This is a genomic window from Leifsonia sp. 10N434, assembly GCF_056394405.1.
In genome coordinates, this window is sequence record NZ_JBFTHV010000001.1 from 787,716 (window position 1) to 805,530 (window position 17,815).

A 17,815-nucleotide genomic window follows, 5' to 3' on the forward strand; every position below is an offset into this window, starting at 1 on the left:
TGCGTCCGAACCCGTCACAGCGCGTGCACGAACTCGACGAGCCGGGTCAGCACCGCCGGGTCCGTCTCCGGCGGAACGCCGTGTCCGAGGTTGAGCACGTGGGCGGGGGCGTCGACGCCGCGCGCGAGCACGTCGCGCACGTGCGCCTCGAGCACCGGCCACGGCGCGGACAGCATGGCTGGGTCGACGTTGCCCTGCAGGGGGACGACATGGCCGAGGCGCCGGCTCGCCTCATCGAGCGGGATGCGGTAGTCGACCCCGACCACGTCCGCCCCGACCTCGTGCATGGCTTTGAGCAGCTCACCGGTGCCGACGCCGAAGTGCACGATCGGAACGTTGCGGGTCTCGGGCTCCGGCTCACGGGCGGTCTCGCTGTCGGCCGCGTGGCCGGCGCCGGTCGCGCCGGCCGCGGCCTGCCCCGCCGCCTGGTACGTCAGGTCGCGCACGTGCGAGAGCGCGCGCATCGACGCCGGCGCGACGTGCTCGGCGTAGTCGTGCAGCGAGAGCGAACCCGCCCACGAGTCGAACAGCTGGGCGGCGCTGGCCCCCGCCAGCACCTGCGTGCGCAGGAAGGCGCCGGTGACATCCGCGGTCCATGCCATGAGCTGCGCCCATGCCTCGGGGTCGGCGTGCATCATCGTGCGGGCGCGGATGTGGTCTTTCGAGGGGCCGCCCTCGACGAGGTAGGCGGCGAGCGTGAAGGGCGCTCCGGCGAAACCGATCAAGGGGGTGTCGCCGAGCTCGGCGGTCGTCAGCTGCACGGCCTCGATGATCGGAGCGAACGTCTCCTCGGTGAGCGAGGCGGCGTCGATCTCGGTGAGCCGGGCGACGTCGTCGGCCGTGCGCACCGGGGAGGACAGCACCGGCCCCTTGCCGGGGACGATGTCGACGTCGACGCCGGCGAGCCGCAACGGGATCACGATGTCGCTGAAGAAGATTCCGGCGTCCACGCCGTGGCGGCGGACCGGCTGCAGAGTGATCTCGCTGGCCAGCGCCGGATCGAGGCAGGCGTCGAGCATCCGGGTGCCGACGCGCAGCTCCCGGTACTCGGGCAGGGACCGTCCGGCCTGGCGCATGAACCAGACCGGTGTGACGTTCTGGCGCACCCCCTGGTAGGCGCGGATGAGGCGCGCCGACGCGGTGCGCGTGTTGAGCGGGTGGGAGGGGGCGAGGGTGTTCACACGGACGATTCTGTCAAAGTGCCGGGAATGAAAGCTGAGCGCTTGTCGCAGGTGCGATCCGATTCGAGGTTCCGCGGATGCAAGCGTAGGCTTTCGAGGTGCTTCTTTGCTTCTCGTCGAGCCACCGCACTGCGGACTTCGACCTTCTCGAACGGCTCGAGCGTCGCGCTCCGGCCGTGAAGGCCGCGCTCGCCGAGCACAGCGAAGTCATCAGCGGATCCGTGGTCCTCGCGACCTGCAACCGCTTCGAGGCCTACCTCGACGTCGACGAGCCGTTGACCGCCGCCGTCGCCGTCTCGGCCGAGACCGTGATCGAGGCCGTGAGCGCCGCATCCGGTGTCGACGCCGACGAGCTGCGCGCATCCAGCACGGTGATCTGCGACCAAGGCGTCGCCGAGCACCTGTTCTCGGTGTCGAGCGGGCTCGAGTCCGTCGTGGTCGGCGAAGGCGAGATCGCCGGTCAGGTGCGCCGCGCACTGGAGTCGGCCCGCACGGCCGGCACGGTCACCCACGACCTCGAACGACTCTTCCAGGGCGCCTCGCGCACGTCGCGCGGCGTGAAGAACCGCACCGGTATCACCACTGCCGGCCGGTCGCTCGTGCGCCTCGGACTCGACCTGGCCGAGAGCCGCGTCACCGACTGGGCGGCCACCCGCGTGCTCCTGGTGGGAACGGGCGCCTACGCCGGGGCGAGCCTCGCGGCGCTGCGTGACCGCGGGGTCGTCGACGTGCGGGTCTTCTCCCCGTCCGGCCGGGCGGCCAAGTTCGCGCTCTCCCACGAGATCGTGCCCGTCGAGGCGGCCGACCTCGTCGCCGCGCTCGCCGGCAGCGACCTCGTGGTCACCTGCAGCGCCGCCACCGACCCCATCCTCACCGCGGCCCAGCTCACCGAGGCGATGAGCCTCCCCGGAGCGCTCGAGCGGCGCCTGGTGATCGACCTCGGGCTGCCGCGCAACGTCGACCCGGCCGTCGCGCAGCTGCGCGGCGCCGAGCTGCTCGACCTCGAGACCATCAGCCGGCACGCCCCGCTCGAAGAGCTCAACGCGGCACAGGATGCGCGGCTGATCGTCGACGCCGCCGCCGCCGAGTTCGCCGCACAGTCCGCCGAGCAGTCGGTGACGCCCGCGCTGATCGCGCTGCGCTCGCACGTATTCGACGTGCTCGACGCCGAGATCGAGCGCGCACGGGCCCGCGGCGACTCGAGCGAGCAGACGGAGGCCGCGCTTCGTCACCTCGCCGGCGTGCTCCTGCACACCCCGTCGGTGCGCGCCAGGGAGCTCGCCCGCTCCGGCGGGGCGCAGAGCGTCGTCGACGCCGCGAACACGCTGTTCGGGCTCGACGTCGACGATGTCGCCGCTCCACGCCTGCGCGCGGTCGGCGACGAGTCCGCCGCATCCTGATCGCAACCGCCGCATCCTGACCACGAACCCAGGAGGAACAGTGAGCAACGGAGCTGACGAAGATCCCCACGGCGTCATCGGCCTGCCGTACGGCGCAGAAGAGCTGCGCACCGAGCGTCTCGTGCTGCGGCCGCTGAACACGGGCGACCTCGACGACGTGCACGAGTACCAGAAGCGCAAAGACGTCGTGCGCTACCTCTACTGGGAGGTGCACGACCACGAGGAGTCGGCCAAGCACCTCAAGAAGCGCATCGCGATGAACCACCTCGCCGAAGACGGCGACGGGCTCATCTACGCCGTCGAGCTGCCCGATCCCGAGGGCGGCCACGGCCGGGTGATCGGCGACATGAGCATCTTCCTGAAGAGCGCGGAGCACGGACAGGTCGAGGTCGGCTGGGTCTTCCACCCGGCCGTGCACGGGCGCGGTTACGCGACCGAAGCGGCGGAGGCGGTGCTGGCGGTCTGCTTCGGCACGCTCGGCGCCCACCGCGTGTTCGCCCAGCTCGACGCCCGGAACGAGGCCTCGGCCCGGCTCTGCGAACGGCTCGGGATGCGCCAGGAGGCGCTGCTGCGCCAGAACGAGATCTTCAAGGGCGAGTGGGGCGACACCGCGGTCTACGCGATGCTCGACAGCGAGTACAGCGCGCGCTGACCGCGCCCGGCACCGCCCGGCGCTGCCCGCGGCCGGCCGGCGTGTCTGTCTCCCTCCCCTGCGCCCTCCTGGCGCGGCCCGCGGCCGGCCGCCATTTGCCAGTTGATGCGGTGGGTGGGGCACCGGGACCGCATCCAATGGCAAACGACGAGCAGGGACGCGCCCCGACCCGGTCCGCATCCGGATGTGGAAACGGCACCTGTGGCCGGCCGCCATTTGCCAGTCGATGCGTTGGGTGGGGCAGCGGGACCGCATCTAGTGGCAAACGACGAGCCAGCGCGGCGACGCGGCGCGCGGCGACGCGGCGACGCGGCGACGCCCGCGGACGCGGGCCCTGGACGACCTCGGTAGGATTGGTTCGGCGGGCCGTCTGCCCGGAGCACAAGACATTTTGGGAGCACCATTGGCTGAACAGTCGAGACTCGATTCGGTAATCACGCTGGCGCAGCACCGCGGGTTCGTCTTCCCCTCCGGTGACATCTACGGCGGAACCCGGTCGGCCTGGGACTACGGCCCCCTCGGCGTCGAGCTGAAAGAGAACATCAAGCGCGAGTGGTGGAACACCTTCGTGCGCGGCCGCGGCGACATGGTCGGACTGGACTCGGCCGTCATCCTGCCGACGGCCGTCTGGGAGGCATCCGGGCACATCAAGGTGTTCAGCGACCCCCTCACCGAGTCGCTCATCACCCACAAGCGCTACCGTGCCGACCACCTGTTCGAGGCGTACGAGGCCGAGCACGGCCACCCGCCGGTGAACGGACTCGCCGACATCCCCGACCCTGATCACCCCGACAAGGTCGGCCAGTGGACGGAGATCCGCCAGTTCTCGGGGCTGCTCAAGACCTTCCTCGGCGTCGTCGACGACGAGTCCGGCCTGCACTACCTGCGCCCGGAGACCGCCCAGGGCATCTTCACCAACTTCGCCAACGTGCTGCAGACCTCGCGCAAGAAGCCGCCGTTCGGCATCGGCCAGATCGGCAAGGCCTTCCGCAACGAGATCACACCGGGCAACTTCATCTTCCGCACCCGCGAGTTCGAGCAGATGGAGATCGAGTTCTTCGTCGAGCCGGGCACCGACGACGAGTGGTTCGACAAGTGGATCGAGCTCTGCTGGGACTGGTTCGTCGACCTCGGAATCAACGTGGAGAACATCCGGCGTTTCGAGCACCCGAAGGACAAGCTCGCGCACTACTCGAAGCGCACCATCGACATCGAGTACAAGTTCAACTTCACCGGAAGCGAGTGGGGCGAGCTCATGGGCGTCGCCAACCGCACGGACTACGACCTCAAGACCCACATCGAGCACGCCGGCAAAGACCTGAGCTTCTTCGACCAGAACAAGAACGAGCGGTTCGTGCCGTTCGTGATCGAGCCGTCGTTCGGCCTCACCCGTGCGCTGATGGCCTTCCTGGTCGACGCCTACGACGAAGAAGAGGTGCCGAACGCCAAGGGCGGCACCGACAAGCGCACCGTGCTGCACCTCGACCCGCGCCTCGCGCCGGTCAAGGTCGCCGTGCTCCCGCTCTCGCGCAACGAGCGCCTCTCGCCGCTCGCCCGCTCGCTCGCCGACAACCTGCGCAAGCGGCGCAACGTCGACTTCGACGACTCGGGCGCGATCGGCCGGCGCTACCGCCGGCAGGACGAGATCGGCACGCCGTTCTGCGTGACGGTCGACTTCGACTCGCTCGAAGACAACGCCGTCACCGTGCGCGACCGCGACACGATGCAGCAGGAGCGCATCCCGGTCGACGAGCTCGACGCCTACCTCGCCGGCCGCCTGAAGGAGCTCTAGGGCGTATCGTCCCGCGACAGCCCACCGCTATGGTGGTGCCACTGTGACCGCCACCGCCTCCCCCAGCACGCCGTCGACGGTTCGAGCCGCTGCGACCCGGTACGCCCGCGCGGCCCCGGCCAGCATCGGGCTCGCCGTGGTCGTGATCGTCACGTCGATCGTCACGGGCACCCTCTGGCACCCGGCGACGGCATCCGGCGGTTCCCTCGTGTGGGCGGCCGGGATCTCCACGACGATCGAGCGTGGATGGTGGTGGACGCCGCTCACCGCGCTCTTCGTCCCCGAGAACGCGGTTCAGCTGGTGGTCGTCGTCGTGCTGTCGCTGACCCTGCTCGCCCTGGCCGAGCGTCTGCTCGGGACGGCACGCACGATCGGCGCCTTCCTCGTCACCGGCGTGCTCGGCATCACGCTGGGCGTGCTGATCCAGTGGGGCGGCACCGCGATCGGCGAGCTGTGGGCCTCGGCCACGGCGTTCGACATCACGCTCGACCCGACCATCGGGATCATCGGAGCCCTGATCACGGCGAGCGCGTTCGCCACGTCGCTCTGGCGCCGGCGCATCCGGCTGCTGACGTTCGCGGTCGTGATCATGTTCGTGCTCTACAACGGCGACCAGGACAACGGGTACCGCCTGATCGCGGCGGTACTGGGGCTCATCCTCGGCGCCGCCCTGCGGCCCGGCCCCTTCCGGCTGCCGCTGCGGCGCAGCTCCCACGGCGAGACCCGTAACCTCGTCGCGTCCATCGTCGCGATCACGGGGCTCGGCCCGCTGGCGGCACTGCTGCCGCCCGGAGGATTCGGCCCGCTCTCGTTCATCGGCCAGCTCTTCGAGCAGCGGGCGCCGGTCACGCAGTCGGTGCTCGATGCATGCGACACCAACTTCACCGCGAACTGCACCCGCGATCTCGCCGCAGCCGGTGCCACGGGTCTCGGCTCGCTCATCCTGAGCCTGCTGCCGCTCGTGCTGCTGCTGCTGGTCGCGATCGGGCTGCGCCGCGGGCGGCACTTCGCGCTCATCCTGGGTCTCGTGGTCAACGCCGGCACGATCGTGCTCGCCTTCATCGTGCTGGGCGTCGGCGACATCTTCTTCGACGTGGACTCCGTACGGGAGCTCGGCCAGTTCGTCGAGCTCGCCCTCTGGCTGCTGGCCGCCCTGCTCGTGCCGATCGGCTCCATCGTGCTGCTGCTCGCCACGCGCAGGCACTTCCAGATCCGGGCACCGCGCAGCGCTGTCGCCCGTTTCGTCTTCACCGTGGCCATCTCGTTCGCCGTGCTCGCGATCGCTTATCTCGTCGCAGGCCTGGCCTCCCTCACGGAGTACGTGCCGAACGCGTCGATCGCCGACGTCTTCGCCTCCACCGGCCGCCGCTTCGTGCCCACCGGCTTCGACGCCGTGCTGGGCACGGTCATCTACCCGACATCCCCGTTCGTGATCGTGCTCTACCAGTGGGTAGGGCCGGTGTTCTGGCTGATCTTCACGCTCGCCACGCTGCAGCTCTACCGCGCGACCGTGACCGGCCGGACGCCGGGAGACGAGCTGCGGTACCGGGCACTGCTCAAGCGCGGAGGTGGCGGCACACTCGGCTTCATGGGCACCTGGCCCGGCAATGTGTACTGGTTCAGCGAAGACGGCGAGGCGGCCGTCGCGTACCGGGTCATCAACGGGATCGCGATCACTATCTCCGACCCGGTCTGCGCGCCGGAGCGCGCCGAGCGCACGATCACCGAGTTCGTCGCGTTCTGCGATGTGAACAGCTGGATCCCGGTGTTCTACAGCGTGCACGGCGAGTACCTGCCGGTCTTCGACTCCCTCGGCTGGCAGCACACCTCCGTCGGAGAAGAGACGCTCCTGAACCCGCAGACCTTCGACCTCGCCGGAAAGCCCTGGCAGAAGGTGCGTCAGGCGCACAATCGCGGACTCCGCGAGAACATCACCACGCTCTGGACGACCTGGGACGACCTGTCGCCGTCGGTCACGGCGCGCATCACGTCGATCAGCGAGCAGTGGGTCTCCGAGAAGGAGCTGCCCGAGATGGGCTTCACGCTCGGCGCCCTCGACGAGCTCAAAGACCCGGATGTGCGCCTGCTGCTCGCGTTCGCCCCCGACGGCACGGTGCAGGCGGTCACCAGCTGGCTCCCCAGCTACCGCGACGGCGCCGTGGCCGGCTACACGATCGACTTCATGCGCCGGGCGGACGACGCGATGCCCGGCATCATGGAGTTCCTCATCGCGACCGCCGCCCTCCGGATGCGCGACGACGGTGTCGAGGTGCTCAGCCTGTCGGCGGCGCCGCTGGCCACGAAGCCGGCGGGCGCCGGTGCGCCGGCCGATGCCACCGAGAGCACAGGGGTCTCCGCCGAACCCGGCTCGAGCGAGGCCCTGGACACGGTGCTCGCGCTGCTCGCACGCACGCTCGAACCGGCCTACGGGTTCGCCTCGCTCTTCGCGTTCAAGAGCAAGTTCAATCCCCGGTACGAGACGATCTACCTCGCCTTTCCCGATCCGCTCGCCCTTCCGGCGATCGGCGCGGCGATCGGGCGCGCCTACCTGCCGGATGCGAGTCCCAAGGAGTACCTGGCGCTCGCGCGCACCCTCCTCCCCTGAGCGGGCGGCGCCTTCCTCGAGCGCGGGACGCGACTCCCGTCTGCCGCGCGCAGACGCCCTCGGATCTCCGGGGCGCGCGGCGTAGGTTGGTCGCATGCACGTCGACACCACGCGCACGGCGATGATCATCGGAGGCACGGGGCAGATCGGCGCGGCCGCCGCCCGTCGGCTGGCTGCGGACGGCTGGTCCGTGCTCATCGCGCATCGCGGCAAGCACCCGGGGGACGCGGCGCTCACCGACCTCGACGTCACCACCATCCGGCTCGACCGTGACGACACCGAGAGCCTGCTCGCCCGGGCCCGCGGCCACGACCTCGTGCTCGACACCGTCGCGTACGAGCCCCGGCACGCCGACCAGCTCGCCCGGCTCGCGGGCGACGTCGGGTCCGTCGTCGTCATCTCGACCGGCTCGGTCTACACCGGGACCGACGGCGGGTACCTCGACGTGGTGACGGGTCCGGATGACTTCCCGCAGTATCCGGTGCCGCTCCGCGAGACCGACCCCACCGTCGACAACAGCGAGACCACCTACTCGCCGCTGAAGGCCGCCATGGAACGCCGGCTGCTCGAGACGGAGGACCTGCCGGTGAGCATCCTGAGGCCGGGCGCGATCCACGGCCCCTTCAGCCCGGCGCTGCGCGAGTGGTACTTCATCAAACGCGCGCTGGATCACCGGCACCAGATCTTGCTGTCGGACAACGGCGCCAACCGCTTCAGCACCTCCGCCACCGTGAACATCGCCGAGCTCGTGGCCCTCTGCGCGAACAAGCCAGGGCGCCGCGTGCTCAACGCCGTCGACGAGGACGATCTGAGCGTGGCCGAGATCGCCCGCACGATCTTCGAAATCATGGAGCGAGACGTGGAGGTCGTGGTTTACCCGGGGCCGCCCCTCGAAGACCTGGGCTCAACGCCCTGGTCGGTCGCGCATCCGCTGCTGCTGAGCATGGCGGGCGCGCGGGTCGAGCTGGGCTACCGGCAGCCGGCGAGCTACGCGGACGCGGTGGCGGATGCGGTCGACTGGACCGTGCGCGAGGTGGCGGCGGCGGAGCGTCGCGAGGAGGGCTGGGAGGTGGTCTTCCCGTCGATGGCGGAGCGCGCTGCGGCCGACAAGTGGTTCGACTACGCGACCGAGGATGCGTTCCTGAAGGAGCGCCTGCACCGCCACTGAGCGCACTCTTCGCTGCGCCACAATGGGGGGATGGACGAGGTGGAGCTCTATCAGTCGGCCGACGGTACTGTCACGCTCGATGTGAAGACCGATGGCGACACTGTCTGGCTGACCCAGGCGCAGATGTCGACCCTATTCGGCCGCGACAGGACTGTCATCGTCAGGCACATCGCTAACGCTGAACGCGAGGAACTAGCCGGCGTCCGAACTCGTGCAAAATATGCACAGGTTCAAATCGAAGGTGATCGCAGCGTTCACCGTGACGTCGAGCACTACAACCTCGACGTCGTCATCTCGGTCGGCTACCGCGTGAAATCGCAGCAGGGAGTCCAGTTCCGACACTGGGCCAATGACGTCCTCCGTCGCTACCTCGTGCATGGTGTCGCGACTAATGAGGCTCGACTGCGCGAGATCGGCGCGATGGTCCAGTTGCTCGAGCGGTCCACCGACGACACCGTCGCGGGCATCGCCGAGGTTCTCGGCCGCGAACTCGTCAACCCGAAGATGCTCGCTGCCGTCACGTTGATGACCGCCATGTCCAGACCGGATGAGAAGGACTCGATGATCCGTCTGATCGGGAACGTGATCGCGGCCAGCTAGAAGACGTACTCCAGCAGGTCGAGGCCGACGGTGCGCATCCCGTCGATCACCGCGAGGCGGGTCGGCAGCGTCGCATCGTCGAAATACATCGAGACCGCGTAGGTCACGCCGGCACGCGGGCCGCGCAGCACGCCGACCTCGCTGCGCACGCCGGCATCCGTACCCGTCTTGTTGACGACCAGGATGCCGTGCTCGGCCGAGCGGTGGGAGTGCGGATCGAGGCCGAAGGCGCTCGAGACGAGCGAGAAGTCGCTGTTCAGCGACAGCCAGGAGATCACGCGCTGGCTGGTGGGCGGGTCGACGATTTCGCCGCGGGCGAGCGCCGAGAACAGCCAGGTCAGTTCGTTCGCGCTGCCGATCGAGAGCTGCGGGGCGTCATCCGGACCGCGGTGATCGCGCACGAGGTCGAGCAGCGCGGTGCGGGTGAGCCCGAGCGCCTCGGTGCGCGCGCTGACGGCTTCGAGCCCGACGCGGCGCAGCAGCACGTTCGTCGCGAGGTTGTCGCTGGTCGCCCCGACCAGGGCGGCGAGGTCGGCCACCGGGAGCGAGGGGACCTGCAGGTGCTGCCAGATGCCCGAGTCCCCCACCGCGTCCTCCGGCGAGCGGTCGATGAGGGCGAGCGGACTGAGCTGCCCGGTCTGGAGTCGCGCGGCCACCTCGACGAGCAGCAGCACCTTGCCGATGCTCGCCGTCGGCATCACGACGTGGTCATCGACCGAGAACAGCACCGTGCCGGTCGCCAAGTCGGTCGCGCGCGCGGAGACCTGCACGCCGTTGAGCGCCAGCTGGCCCAGCGTGGCGAATCCGCGGCTGAAGTTCTCGCTCGGATCGCTGCCGCGATGGCGGCCACGACGGCCGGCGGTATGCCGGCTGCGGCGTTCGGATTCCTGGGTCTGGATCGTCACGGCGTGGGTTGGTCCTTCATCGGGGTCTGGTGCATCCGGGTGCGGCACCCCCCGGCTCCGCGTGGTTCCGACCCGGTGATCGCAGTCGGCACAACACGGTCGATGTTACCCCCGTGGGAGGGGTGCGTGCGCCCCCTCCCACGAGGTCGTGCCGGCGTCACCAGATGGTCACGCGCTCCTCGGGCGAAAGCCACAGCTTGTCGCCCTCCGACACCTCGAACGTCTCGTAGAACGCGTCGATGTTGCGCACGATCTGGTTGCAGCGGAACTCGTTCGGCGAGTGGGGGTCGATCGCCAGCAGGCGGATGACCTCCTCGTCGCGGCCCTTCTGCTGCCAGGCCTGCGCCCACGACAGGAAGAAGCGCTGCGCACCGGTGAGGCCGTCGATCACGGGCGGCTCCTCGCCGTTCAGCGAGATGCGGTACGCCTTCCAGGCGATGCCGAGCCCGCCCAGGTCGCCGATGTTCTCGCCGATCGTGAGAGCGCCGTTCACGTGGTGGTCGGGCACCTGCGCGGGAGCGAGCGCGTTGTACTGCTCGATCAGGCTGCCGGTGCGCTTCTCGAAGGCTTCGCGGTCGGCCTCGGTCCACCAGTCCTGCAGTCGGCCGTCGCCGTCGTACTTGGAGCCCTGGTCGTCGAAGCCGTGACCGATCTCGTGACCGATGACCGCGCCGATCGCCCCGTAGTTCGCCGCGTCGTCGCGTGTCGCGTCGAAGAACGGGAACTGCAGGATGGCGGCCGGGAACACGATCTCGTTGAAACCGGGGTTGTAGTACGCGTTGATCGTCTGCGGCGTCATGAACCACTCGTCGCGGTCGAGCGGCGTGCCGATCTTGCCGAGCTCGCGGTTGAACTCGAAGGTGCTCGTGCGCCGAACGTTGCCGACCAGGTCGGTCGGGTCGATCTCCAGGCTGGAGTAGTCGCGCCACTTCACGGGATAGCCGATCTTGGGCGTGAACTTCTCGAGCTTGTCGAGGGCGCGGTCGCGGGTGTCCTCGCCCATCCACTCCAGAACCCGGATGCTCTGCCGGTACGCCTCGATCAGGTTGGCGACGAGCACATCCATGCTCTCCTTCGACGCCGGCGGGAAGTGCCGGTCGACGTAGATGCGCCCGACGGCTTCGCCCATCGCGCCCTCGACGAGCGAGACGCCGCGCTTCCAGCGGGCCCGCATCTCCGGCGTGCCGGTCAGGGTGCGGCCGTAGAAGTCGAAGTTGGCCTCGACGAAGTCGCCGCTCAGGTAGGGCGCCGCGCCGTGGATGATCTGCCAGGCGAGCCAGTCCTTCCAGCTCTCGAGGCGGTCGTCGGTGAGCAGCTCGGCGAGCCCGGCGGTGAACGACGGCTGACGCAGCACGAGCTCGGCGAGAGCGCCCTCGGGTGCACCCAGCGCCTTCTCCCAGACGGTGAGATCGGCGTCACCGGTCGCGGCGCCCGAGAACAGGGCCGCGGCATCCTCCCAGCTGTAGAGGTTGTAGGTCTTCTCGGAGTCGCGGGACTTCACGTTGTCCCAGTGGTGCGACGCGATCGCCTTCTCGAGGTCGAAGACCCGCTGCGCGCGCTCGGGGGCGTCGTCGAAGCCGGCCAGCTCGAACATCCGCTGGATGTGGGCGACGAACGCCTCGCGGATCGACGCGAAGGTCTCTTCGCGGAAGTAGGACTCGTCGGGCAGCGAGATGCCGGCCTGCTCGGCGAAGACGAGGTACCGCTCGGGGTTGCCCGGGTCGTTGTCGACGAAGAGCTGGTAGAAGCCGGCCAGGCCGTGGCGTTCGAGCTTTCCGATGGTCTCGAGCAGGCCGGGGACGCTGTCCACGTCGCTCGCGAGCGCCAGCTGCGCCTGGATGGGCGCGGTGCCGAGCTGCTCGATGCGCTCCTCGTCCATGAAGCTCGCGAACAGGTCGCCGAACTTGCGCTCCTCGGTGCCCTCCTGAGCATCCTGCGCCTCGGCGATGATGTCGCGCACGGCCGACTCGGCTTCTTCGGCGAGGATCATGAACGACCCCCACCTGGCCTTGTCGCCGGGGATCTCAGTGCGGTCGATCCACTTGCCGTTCACGTGCCGGAAGAGGTCGTCCTGCGGGCGCACGGCGGGGTCGAGTTCGGACGTTTCGATGCCGGAGCTGACGCCGGCGCTGGTGACGGAATCGGTCATTCCGCCAGCCTACGGGGTGCGTCGGCGGGGGTGGAACGGCATCGACGCCGGGCGCGGACGCTAGCGGCGAACAGGCTCCGATGCGGCCGCCGGCCGAGCGGCGGGCCGCTGACCCCGGGCCGCTCCCGGACGCCCGGCGGACCGCAGACGCCCGGCAGAGCGCAGCCGCTTCGCCGAGTTGAGGAACAGAACGGCGAGAACGGCCTCGACGAGGATCGATACGAATCCGGATGCGCTCCCGAATCCGGCGAACGACAGCACGAGGTTGACCAGCGCGACCAGGCCGTACGCGAGGCCGAGCACGCCGCTGAGAGCGGGACGCGCGGTCATCCGCCACCACGGCCGGCGCGGAGCGACGGGCTCCCCCGCACCCCGGAACACGCGCGTGGCGGCGTACCAGCCGGCGAGCTGCAGCACCGACAGCACGATCGAACCGATCTCCGACCCCATCGCGTTCAGGACGAGCGTGAGCACCAGGTCGACGGCGAGCAGGATCGCGACGACGATCGCCTTCTCGCGGACGGTGACGAAGCGCATGCTGACCCCTTGGTGCTCTGCGCCGACCACCTCACGGCGCTCTGCCCAGCATGGCAGCGGCGCCACCGTGTGCCGGGTCGCCTCGCCGCGCATCCGGTGCGGGGTCAGGCGTCGCGCGCCGCGCGCACCTGCTCCCACTCGTCGAGGAGCTTCGGGAGCTGCCGCTCCAGAAAGCGGTAGAACCCCGCCATGTCGCGCAGGCGCTCCGTGGCCGGCGACGACGGGTCGCCCACCGCGGCGATCCCGGAGTCCGCCTGCGCCGCCAGCACCCCGTACACCGGGCTCTGCCGCACCAGCGAGGCGTACCAGTCGCTCGGCAGCTCGTAGCGGTCGCGCCGGCTGCCGTTCTGGGAGACCCGGCGGATGATGCTGATCGTCTGCAGATAGCGAACAGCGCCCGAGATGCTGGCCGCGCTGCTGTCGAGTCGTTCCGCCAGCTCGGAGGCCGTCATCCCGGGCGCTTCGGTGACCGTGAGGGCCATCAGAACGCGCGCCGGCATCTTGGGGAATCCTGCCGCGGTCAGCACCGAAGCAGCATGCTCCATCACCTCGGTCAGCGCGCGCTCGTCTGTGGCCACGGCCCTATCCTTTCATCCGATCGCGAAGTCCCTGCGTCGCACCAGCACTGCCGCCAGCACCGCCGCCACGATGGCGATCCCGAACATCCAGTACCCACCGGTCCAGTCCGGAGCGCCGACCACGACGGGCGTGTGCGAGAACGGCGACAGGTCGTGCACCTCCTTCGAGAGCCCGATGAGCCCGCCGAAGATGCCGACGAAGGCGCCGAGGCCGAGCAGCGTCCAGGAGAGCCCGATGGTCCAGCTCGGCAGCAGCGTGAACACGAGCGACAGCACGCCCAGGTAGACGAGCGAGACCGGGAGCTGCGCCGCCGCCGCCGCGAACGAGGCGTTCATGACGCTTCCGTCCTCCCCGGCCGAGACCGCCGACAATCCGGATGCGACGGCCGCCGCCAGCAGCACCAGCACGATCGCGACGACACCGACGGTGATGAACGAGAGCAGCCAGCGCACACGCGACAGCGGCGTGGACATCAGGATCTCCGCCGAGCCGCTCGCCTCCTCCTGCCGCATCCGGATGACGACCTGCGTCGCGCAGGTGGCGGCGATCACGCCCACGATCGAGAAGATCGCCGAGATGAAGATCTGCGTGAGCGGCCCGGAGCCGCCGGGCCCGATCGCCCCGATCGCCTTCCGGATGCTCGCGAGACTCGGGTCGTTCGCGATCGACGAACTCACCACGCTGCCCAGCGCGCCGGCGAGCAGTCCGGTGAACAGGCCGCCGATGACCCAGCCCAGGATGGTCGGCCACTGCAGCCGCCACGCGAGCCCCACCGGCCCGGACAGCATCGCCCGGGCATCCCGTCGTCCCGCGCGCTCCGGGATGAGCCCGGCCCCGCTGTCGCGGACCGACTGCAGCCAGAACACGACGGCCATCAGCACGGCGGCCAGGCCGAGGTCGAGCAGCAGCGGACGCCAGTCGTTCGCGGTGTACGCGGCGGACTGCTCGCCCCAGCCGATCGGGCTGAGCCAGCTCGGCCAGGTGGAGATCATGTGGGTGCCGTCGCCGGTCACCGTTCCGGTTGCGTCGCCGATGCCGCGCAGGATGTACGCGAGCACCACGATTCCGGCAGCGAAGCCGTTGGCGCCGCGCGAGGTCATCATGAGCTGAGCGAGGAGCAGGCCCACGGCGAGGAACGCGATGCCGGCGCCGCCGACCGCCGCCCCGGCCGTGAGGGAGCCGTCGAGCGGGAGCCCGGAGGCGGCGAAGGCGAGGCCGGTGAGCACCGCGAGCACGACGTTCGCCAGCACACCGTGGATCAGCGTCGCGACCGTCGGCAGGATGCGCGCGGCGGGCGTCGACGCGACCAGTTCGGCGCGTCCGCTCTCCTCCTCGGCGCGCGAGTGCCGCACGGCGAGGAACGTGCTCATCAGACCGGCGAGCAGTGCGAGGAAGGTGTAGATCTCGAAGAAGGTGACGGAGGCGAGTCCGGTGCCCTGCGGCAGGCCGCGCAGCATCAGGATGGCCGGGTTCGCGATCGCCAGCTTGACCAGTTCGGCGCGACCGGCGGGATCCCCGTAGGTGTTCTGGATGCTCGCGGCCGAGAACATCGCCAACAGCGCGATGACGACGATCCAGACCAGCAGCTGCCAGCGGTCACGACGGATGCGCTGCCGCAGCAGCACGCCCAGCGTGTGGACGTGGCTCTGCCGGCGGGCGGGAGCGTTGGCGCTCCGGCTTGAGAGGGGCTCCGCGGTGGGGGCCGACGTCGCGGTGCTCATCGCGCGCTCGCCCCCGTCAGCTCGTCGCCGTAGTGGCGCAGGAACAGCTCTTCGAGCGAGGGCGGTGCGACCGTGAGTCCCCTGGTGTCCAGTCCGGCGAGCGCGGACAGCACGCCGGCGAGCGCATCGCTGTCGGCGGTGAAACGCACCCGGCCGTTGTCGACGTGCAGGTCGTGCGCCTGCGGGATGCGCGCCAGTTGCTCATCGGTGACGCCGTCGGAGGCGAACGAGATCTCGGTGCGGGTCAGGTGCCGCAGCTCGGTCAGGGTCCCCGTCTCGACCGTCTTGCCCGACCGGATGATGCTGACGCGGTCGCAGAGCTGCTCCACTTCCGACAGGATGTGGCTCGACAGCAGGACGGTCGCCCCGTCGGCGGCCACCCGGGCGATCTCCCGGTTGAAGGTCGCCTCCATCAGAGGGTCGAGCCCGCTGGTCGGCTCGTCGAGGATGTAGACGTCGGCCGGAGTGGCGAACGCCGCGACGAGGGCCACCTTCTGCCGGTTGCCCTTCGAGTACGCGCGCCCCTTCTTCGACGGGTCCAGCTGGAACACGTCGGTCAAACGCTTCTTACGCTCGGCATAGGCCTTCTTGTCGTCGGTGCCGCCGCGCAGTCGGGCGAGCAGGTCGATGGCCTCCCCTCCGGAGAGGTTGGGCCACAGGCTCACATCGCCGGGAACATAGGCGATGCGACGGTGCAGGTCGACCGCGTCCTTCCACGGGTCGCGACCGAACAGGGTCGCGGTGCCACCGCTGGACTTGGCGAGACCGAGCAGGATGCGGATGGTCGTGGACTTCCCCGCGCCGTTCGGGCCCAGGAATCCATGCACCTCACCGGCGCTCACCGAGAGGTCGAGCCCGTCGAGGGCCCGCACACGACCGAATCGTTTCTCGAGGCCGGTGGCCTCAATCACTGTATTCATGAGCGGGACTCTACGCCGTTTTCACAAATTTGTGAAAACTTCTAACGAAATCCTTACGCCGTGTCTTCTGCGCCCCTCAACGAAACGAGATCAGGTCAGGCCGGGGATGACGCGGGTCCGTCCGGCTCGTCGCCGACGAACATCCCGGATGCGCGGCCACCGGACTGCACCAGCTCTTCGATCCAGTCCCGGTTGATGCCGGCCGTGCGCGAACCCGAGTAGTAGAAGTGGATGGGCACACCGTTGTCGACCCAGATCGCGTGCCGGCCGCTTCCGCGCTCCACCGGCACGGGCCAGGTGAGGAAGAAGTTCTCGCCGCGGCGCAGCTTGCTGCTGATCGCGATCTGCAGGTGGAAGAGGACGCGGTCGTCGAGCTCGTAGCCTTCGCCGTCGTAGAAGAGAGTTCCCACGTCAACCTTTCGCGTTCCCCGCCGGCGGCGGTCATCCCAAGAATACCGGGCGACCGTTGTACCGCGCTCATCGCGGTAGCGTTGTCCCACACACCCTCGACTCGTTGCGGAGGCAGATTCGATGATCGTCAACAGGCTCACGGTCGACGGCAAGGACTACTTCCTGCCCGACCCGGTCGACGAACTGCGTGCGAAGATCCTGGAGGCCGTGAAGTCCGGCGGCGGATACGTGAACATCCCTCCCCTGCGCTCGGGCCCTGGCATCGACATCCTGTTCTCCCCCGGCATGCCGGTGACGTGGACGCAGATCGACGTGGGCGGCGAGCAGCCCCCGCGGTCGGCCGACGTCGACGTCGACGGACTCGACATCTAGCTCCCGAGCAGCCCCGCCGCACGCGCCCAGCCCTCGAACGCAGCCCGCGGCGCCGGACGCGCGATGAGATAGCCCTGCGCGCGATCGCAGCCGAGCTCCGCGAGCATCCGGAGTTGCGACTCGTTCTCCACGCCCTCGCCGACCACGCGCAGGCCCCGTCCGTGGGCGAAGTCGATCGCCGCTGCGACGACACCGGTCGCCTGGCGTACGACCATGTCGCGGTCCAGCTTGAGCTCGGTGGCCCGCAGGTCGACCACGCGCTGCACCGACGAGTGGCCGATGCCGAAGTCGTCGATCGAGATCGTCACCCCGCGCTCGCGGAGGGCGTCGAGTCGTGGCGCCACCGCATCCACGTCGTCGATCGCATCCGATTCGGTGATCTCGAGGATGAGCCGCGACGGGTCCGCGACCGAGCTGCCGGAGGCCCCACCGAGCACGCCATCGAGGTCTTCGAAGAACCGATCGCCGGCGAGCTGCACCGGTGCGACATTGACCGCGACCTCGACGTTCCACCCCTCGCGCGCCCAGTCCCGGATGCACGCACAACTGTCCATCAGAACGGAGCCGCCCACCTCGTGCATGAGACCGTTCTGCTCGGCGAACGGGATGTAGGCGTCCGGCATGACCGTGCCGAGCGCCGGATGCTCCCACCTGCTGAGGGCCTCGACGGCGACGACGCGGCCCGTACCGATCTCGATCTGCGGCTGGAAGTACACGACGAGCTCGTTGCGCGCCGCGGCGCCGGGGAGGTCGGCGGCGAGACGTTCGCGATCGATGTCAGCGTGTGGCATGTGCGCGACAGTGCGCGGATGCCGGGCAGAAG

The 17,815-nt window shown here is 69.5% G+C and carries 16 protein-coding genes; 7 read left to right on the plus strand and 9 right to left on the minus strand.

Features of this window, described 5'->3' with window-relative positions:
* Positions 1-14: 14 nt before the first annotated feature.
* Complete coding sequence (gene hemE, locus AC1DB1_RS03730) at positions 15-1,181, minus strand: uroporphyrinogen decarboxylase (RefSeq protein WP_477199830.1); 1,167 nt, start codon at positions 1,179-1,181, stop codon at positions 15-17.
* A gap of 98 nt (positions 1,182-1,279) precedes the next feature.
* Here hemE and AC1DB1_RS03735 point away from each other — a divergent pair, with 98 nt between their 5' ends.
* From AC1DB1_RS03735 to AC1DB1_RS03760, 6 genes are all read left to right on the plus strand, one after another.
* Positions 1,280-2,581, plus strand: coding sequence for a glutamyl-tRNA reductase (locus AC1DB1_RS03735; RefSeq protein ID WP_271176662.1), 1,302 nt, complete (start codon positions 1,280-1,282; stop codon positions 2,579-2,581).
* A 40-nt stretch (positions 2,582-2,621) separates the two neighbouring features.
* Positions 2,622-3,233 carry a GNAT family N-acetyltransferase gene (locus AC1DB1_RS03740; protein ID WP_477199831.1) on the plus strand — a complete coding sequence of 204 codons (612 nt, stop codon included), beginning with the start codon at positions 2,622-2,624 and terminating at the stop codon, positions 3,231-3,233.
* A 403-nt stretch (positions 3,234-3,636) separates the two neighbouring features.
* Positions 3,637-5,025, plus strand: coding sequence for a glycine--tRNA ligase (locus AC1DB1_RS03745; RefSeq protein WP_271176660.1), 1,389 nt, complete (start codon positions 3,637-3,639; stop codon positions 5,023-5,025).
* A 43-nt stretch (positions 5,026-5,068) separates the two neighbouring features.
* Positions 5,069-7,630, plus strand: a complete 2,562-nt coding sequence (locus AC1DB1_RS03750; protein WP_477199832.1) for a bifunctional lysylphosphatidylglycerol flippase/synthetase MprF — start codon at positions 5,069-5,071, stop codon at positions 7,628-7,630.
* 94 nt (positions 7,631-7,724) lie between these two features.
* Positions 7,725-8,798: an NAD-dependent epimerase/dehydratase family protein gene (locus tag AC1DB1_RS03755; RefSeq protein WP_477199833.1), complete on the plus strand. Its 1,074-nt coding sequence runs from the start codon at positions 7,725-7,727 to the stop codon at positions 8,796-8,798.
* A gap of 30 nt (positions 8,799-8,828) precedes the next feature.
* Positions 8,829-9,398 carry a virulence RhuM family protein gene (locus tag AC1DB1_RS03760; protein ID WP_477199834.1) on the plus strand — a complete coding sequence of 190 codons (570 nt, stop codon included), beginning with the start codon at positions 8,829-8,831 and terminating at the stop codon, positions 9,396-9,398.
* On the opposite strand, the gene AC1DB1_RS03765 is transcribed toward AC1DB1_RS03760, so the two are convergent.
* The 7 genes from AC1DB1_RS03765 to AC1DB1_RS03795 form a co-directional block, all read right to left on the minus strand.
* On the minus strand, positions 9,395-10,303 hold the full coding sequence (locus AC1DB1_RS03765) for a serine hydrolase (protein WP_477199835.1): 909 nt from the start codon (positions 10,301-10,303) through the stop codon (positions 9,395-9,397). The two genes, AC1DB1_RS03760 and AC1DB1_RS03765, sit on opposite strands and share 4 nt — an antisense overlap.
* A 157-nt stretch (positions 10,304-10,460) precedes the next feature.
* Complete coding sequence (locus AC1DB1_RS03770; RefSeq protein WP_477199836.1) at positions 10,461-12,452, minus strand: M13 family metallopeptidase; 1,992 nt, start codon at positions 12,450-12,452, stop codon at positions 10,461-10,463.
* A gap of 60 nt (positions 12,453-12,512) precedes the next feature.
* Positions 12,513-12,989 carry a hypothetical protein gene (locus tag AC1DB1_RS03775; RefSeq protein ID WP_477199837.1) on the minus strand — a complete coding sequence of 159 codons (477 nt, stop codon included), beginning with the start codon at positions 12,987-12,989 and terminating at the stop codon, positions 12,513-12,515.
* 104 nt (positions 12,990-13,093) lie between these two features.
* Positions 13,094-13,567 (minus strand): GbsR/MarR family transcriptional regulator, encoded by a 474-nt coding sequence (locus tag AC1DB1_RS03780; protein WP_477199838.1) that lies wholly within the window; start codon positions 13,565-13,567, stop codon positions 13,094-13,096.
* Between the two features lie 12 nt (positions 13,568-13,579).
* On the minus strand, positions 13,580-15,289 hold the full coding sequence (locus tag AC1DB1_RS03785; protein ID WP_477199839.1) for an ABC transporter permease: 1,710 nt from the start codon (positions 15,287-15,289) through the stop codon (positions 13,580-13,582).
* The gene (locus tag AC1DB1_RS03790; protein ID WP_477199840.1) at positions 15,286-16,209 is read right to left on the minus strand and encodes an ABC transporter ATP-binding protein; all 924 of its coding nucleotides are present in this window, start codon (positions 16,207-16,209) and stop codon (positions 15,286-15,288) included. Before AC1DB1_RS03790 ends, AC1DB1_RS03785 begins: the two co-directional genes overlap by 4 nt.
* Before the next feature lie 95 nt (positions 16,210-16,304).
* On the minus strand, positions 16,305-16,619 hold the full coding sequence (locus tag AC1DB1_RS03795; RefSeq protein WP_271176650.1) for a DUF7882 family protein: 315 nt from the start codon (positions 16,617-16,619) through the stop codon (positions 16,305-16,307).
* 121 nt (positions 16,620-16,740) lie between these two features.
* Here AC1DB1_RS03795 and AC1DB1_RS03800 point away from each other — a divergent pair, with 121 nt between their 5' ends.
* Positions 16,741-16,992 carry a hypothetical protein gene (locus AC1DB1_RS03800; RefSeq protein WP_271176649.1) on the plus strand — a complete coding sequence of 84 codons (252 nt, stop codon included), beginning with the start codon at positions 16,741-16,743 and terminating at the stop codon, positions 16,990-16,992.
* Here AC1DB1_RS03800 and AC1DB1_RS03805 read toward each other — a convergent pair.
* Positions 16,989-17,783, minus strand: a complete 795-nt coding sequence (locus AC1DB1_RS03805; protein WP_477199841.1) for an EAL domain-containing protein — start codon at positions 17,781-17,783, stop codon at positions 16,989-16,991. The genes AC1DB1_RS03800 and AC1DB1_RS03805 overlap by 4 nt on opposite strands.
* Positions 17,784-17,815: the final 32 nt, after the last annotated feature.

What these genes read in the sequence shown, in the direction of transcription:
- AC1DB1_RS03755 (WP_477199833.1), top strand. Translation starts at nt 7,725, where the DNA reads ATGCACGTCGACACCACGCGCACGGCGATGATCATCGGAGGCACGGGG.
- AC1DB1_RS03760 (WP_477199834.1), top strand. Translation starts at nt 8,829, where the DNA reads ATGGACGAGGTGGAGCTCTATCAGTCGGCCGACGGTACTGTCACGCTC.
- AC1DB1_RS03770 (WP_477199836.1), bottom strand. Translation starts at nt 12,452, where the DNA reads ATGACCGATTCCGTCACCAGCGCCGGCGTCAGCTCCGGCATCGAAACG.
- AC1DB1_RS03775 (WP_477199837.1), bottom strand. Translation starts at nt 12,989, where the DNA reads ATGCGCTTCGTCACCGTCCGCGAGAAGGCGATCGTCGTCGCGATCCTG.
- AC1DB1_RS03785 (WP_477199839.1), bottom strand. Translation starts at nt 15,289, where the DNA reads ATGAGCACCGCGACGTCGGCCCCCACCGCGGAGCCCCTCTCAAGCCGG.
- AC1DB1_RS03790 (WP_477199840.1), bottom strand. Translation starts at nt 16,209, where the DNA reads ATGAATACAGTGATTGAGGCCACCGGCCTCGAGAAACGATTCGGTCGT.
- AC1DB1_RS03800 (WP_271176649.1), top strand. Translation starts at nt 16,741, where the DNA reads ATGATCGTCAACAGGCTCACGGTCGACGGCAAGGACTACTTCCTGCCC.
- AC1DB1_RS03805 (WP_477199841.1), bottom strand. Translation starts at nt 17,783, where the DNA reads ATGCCACACGCTGACATCGATCGCGAACGTCTCGCCGCCGACCTCCCC.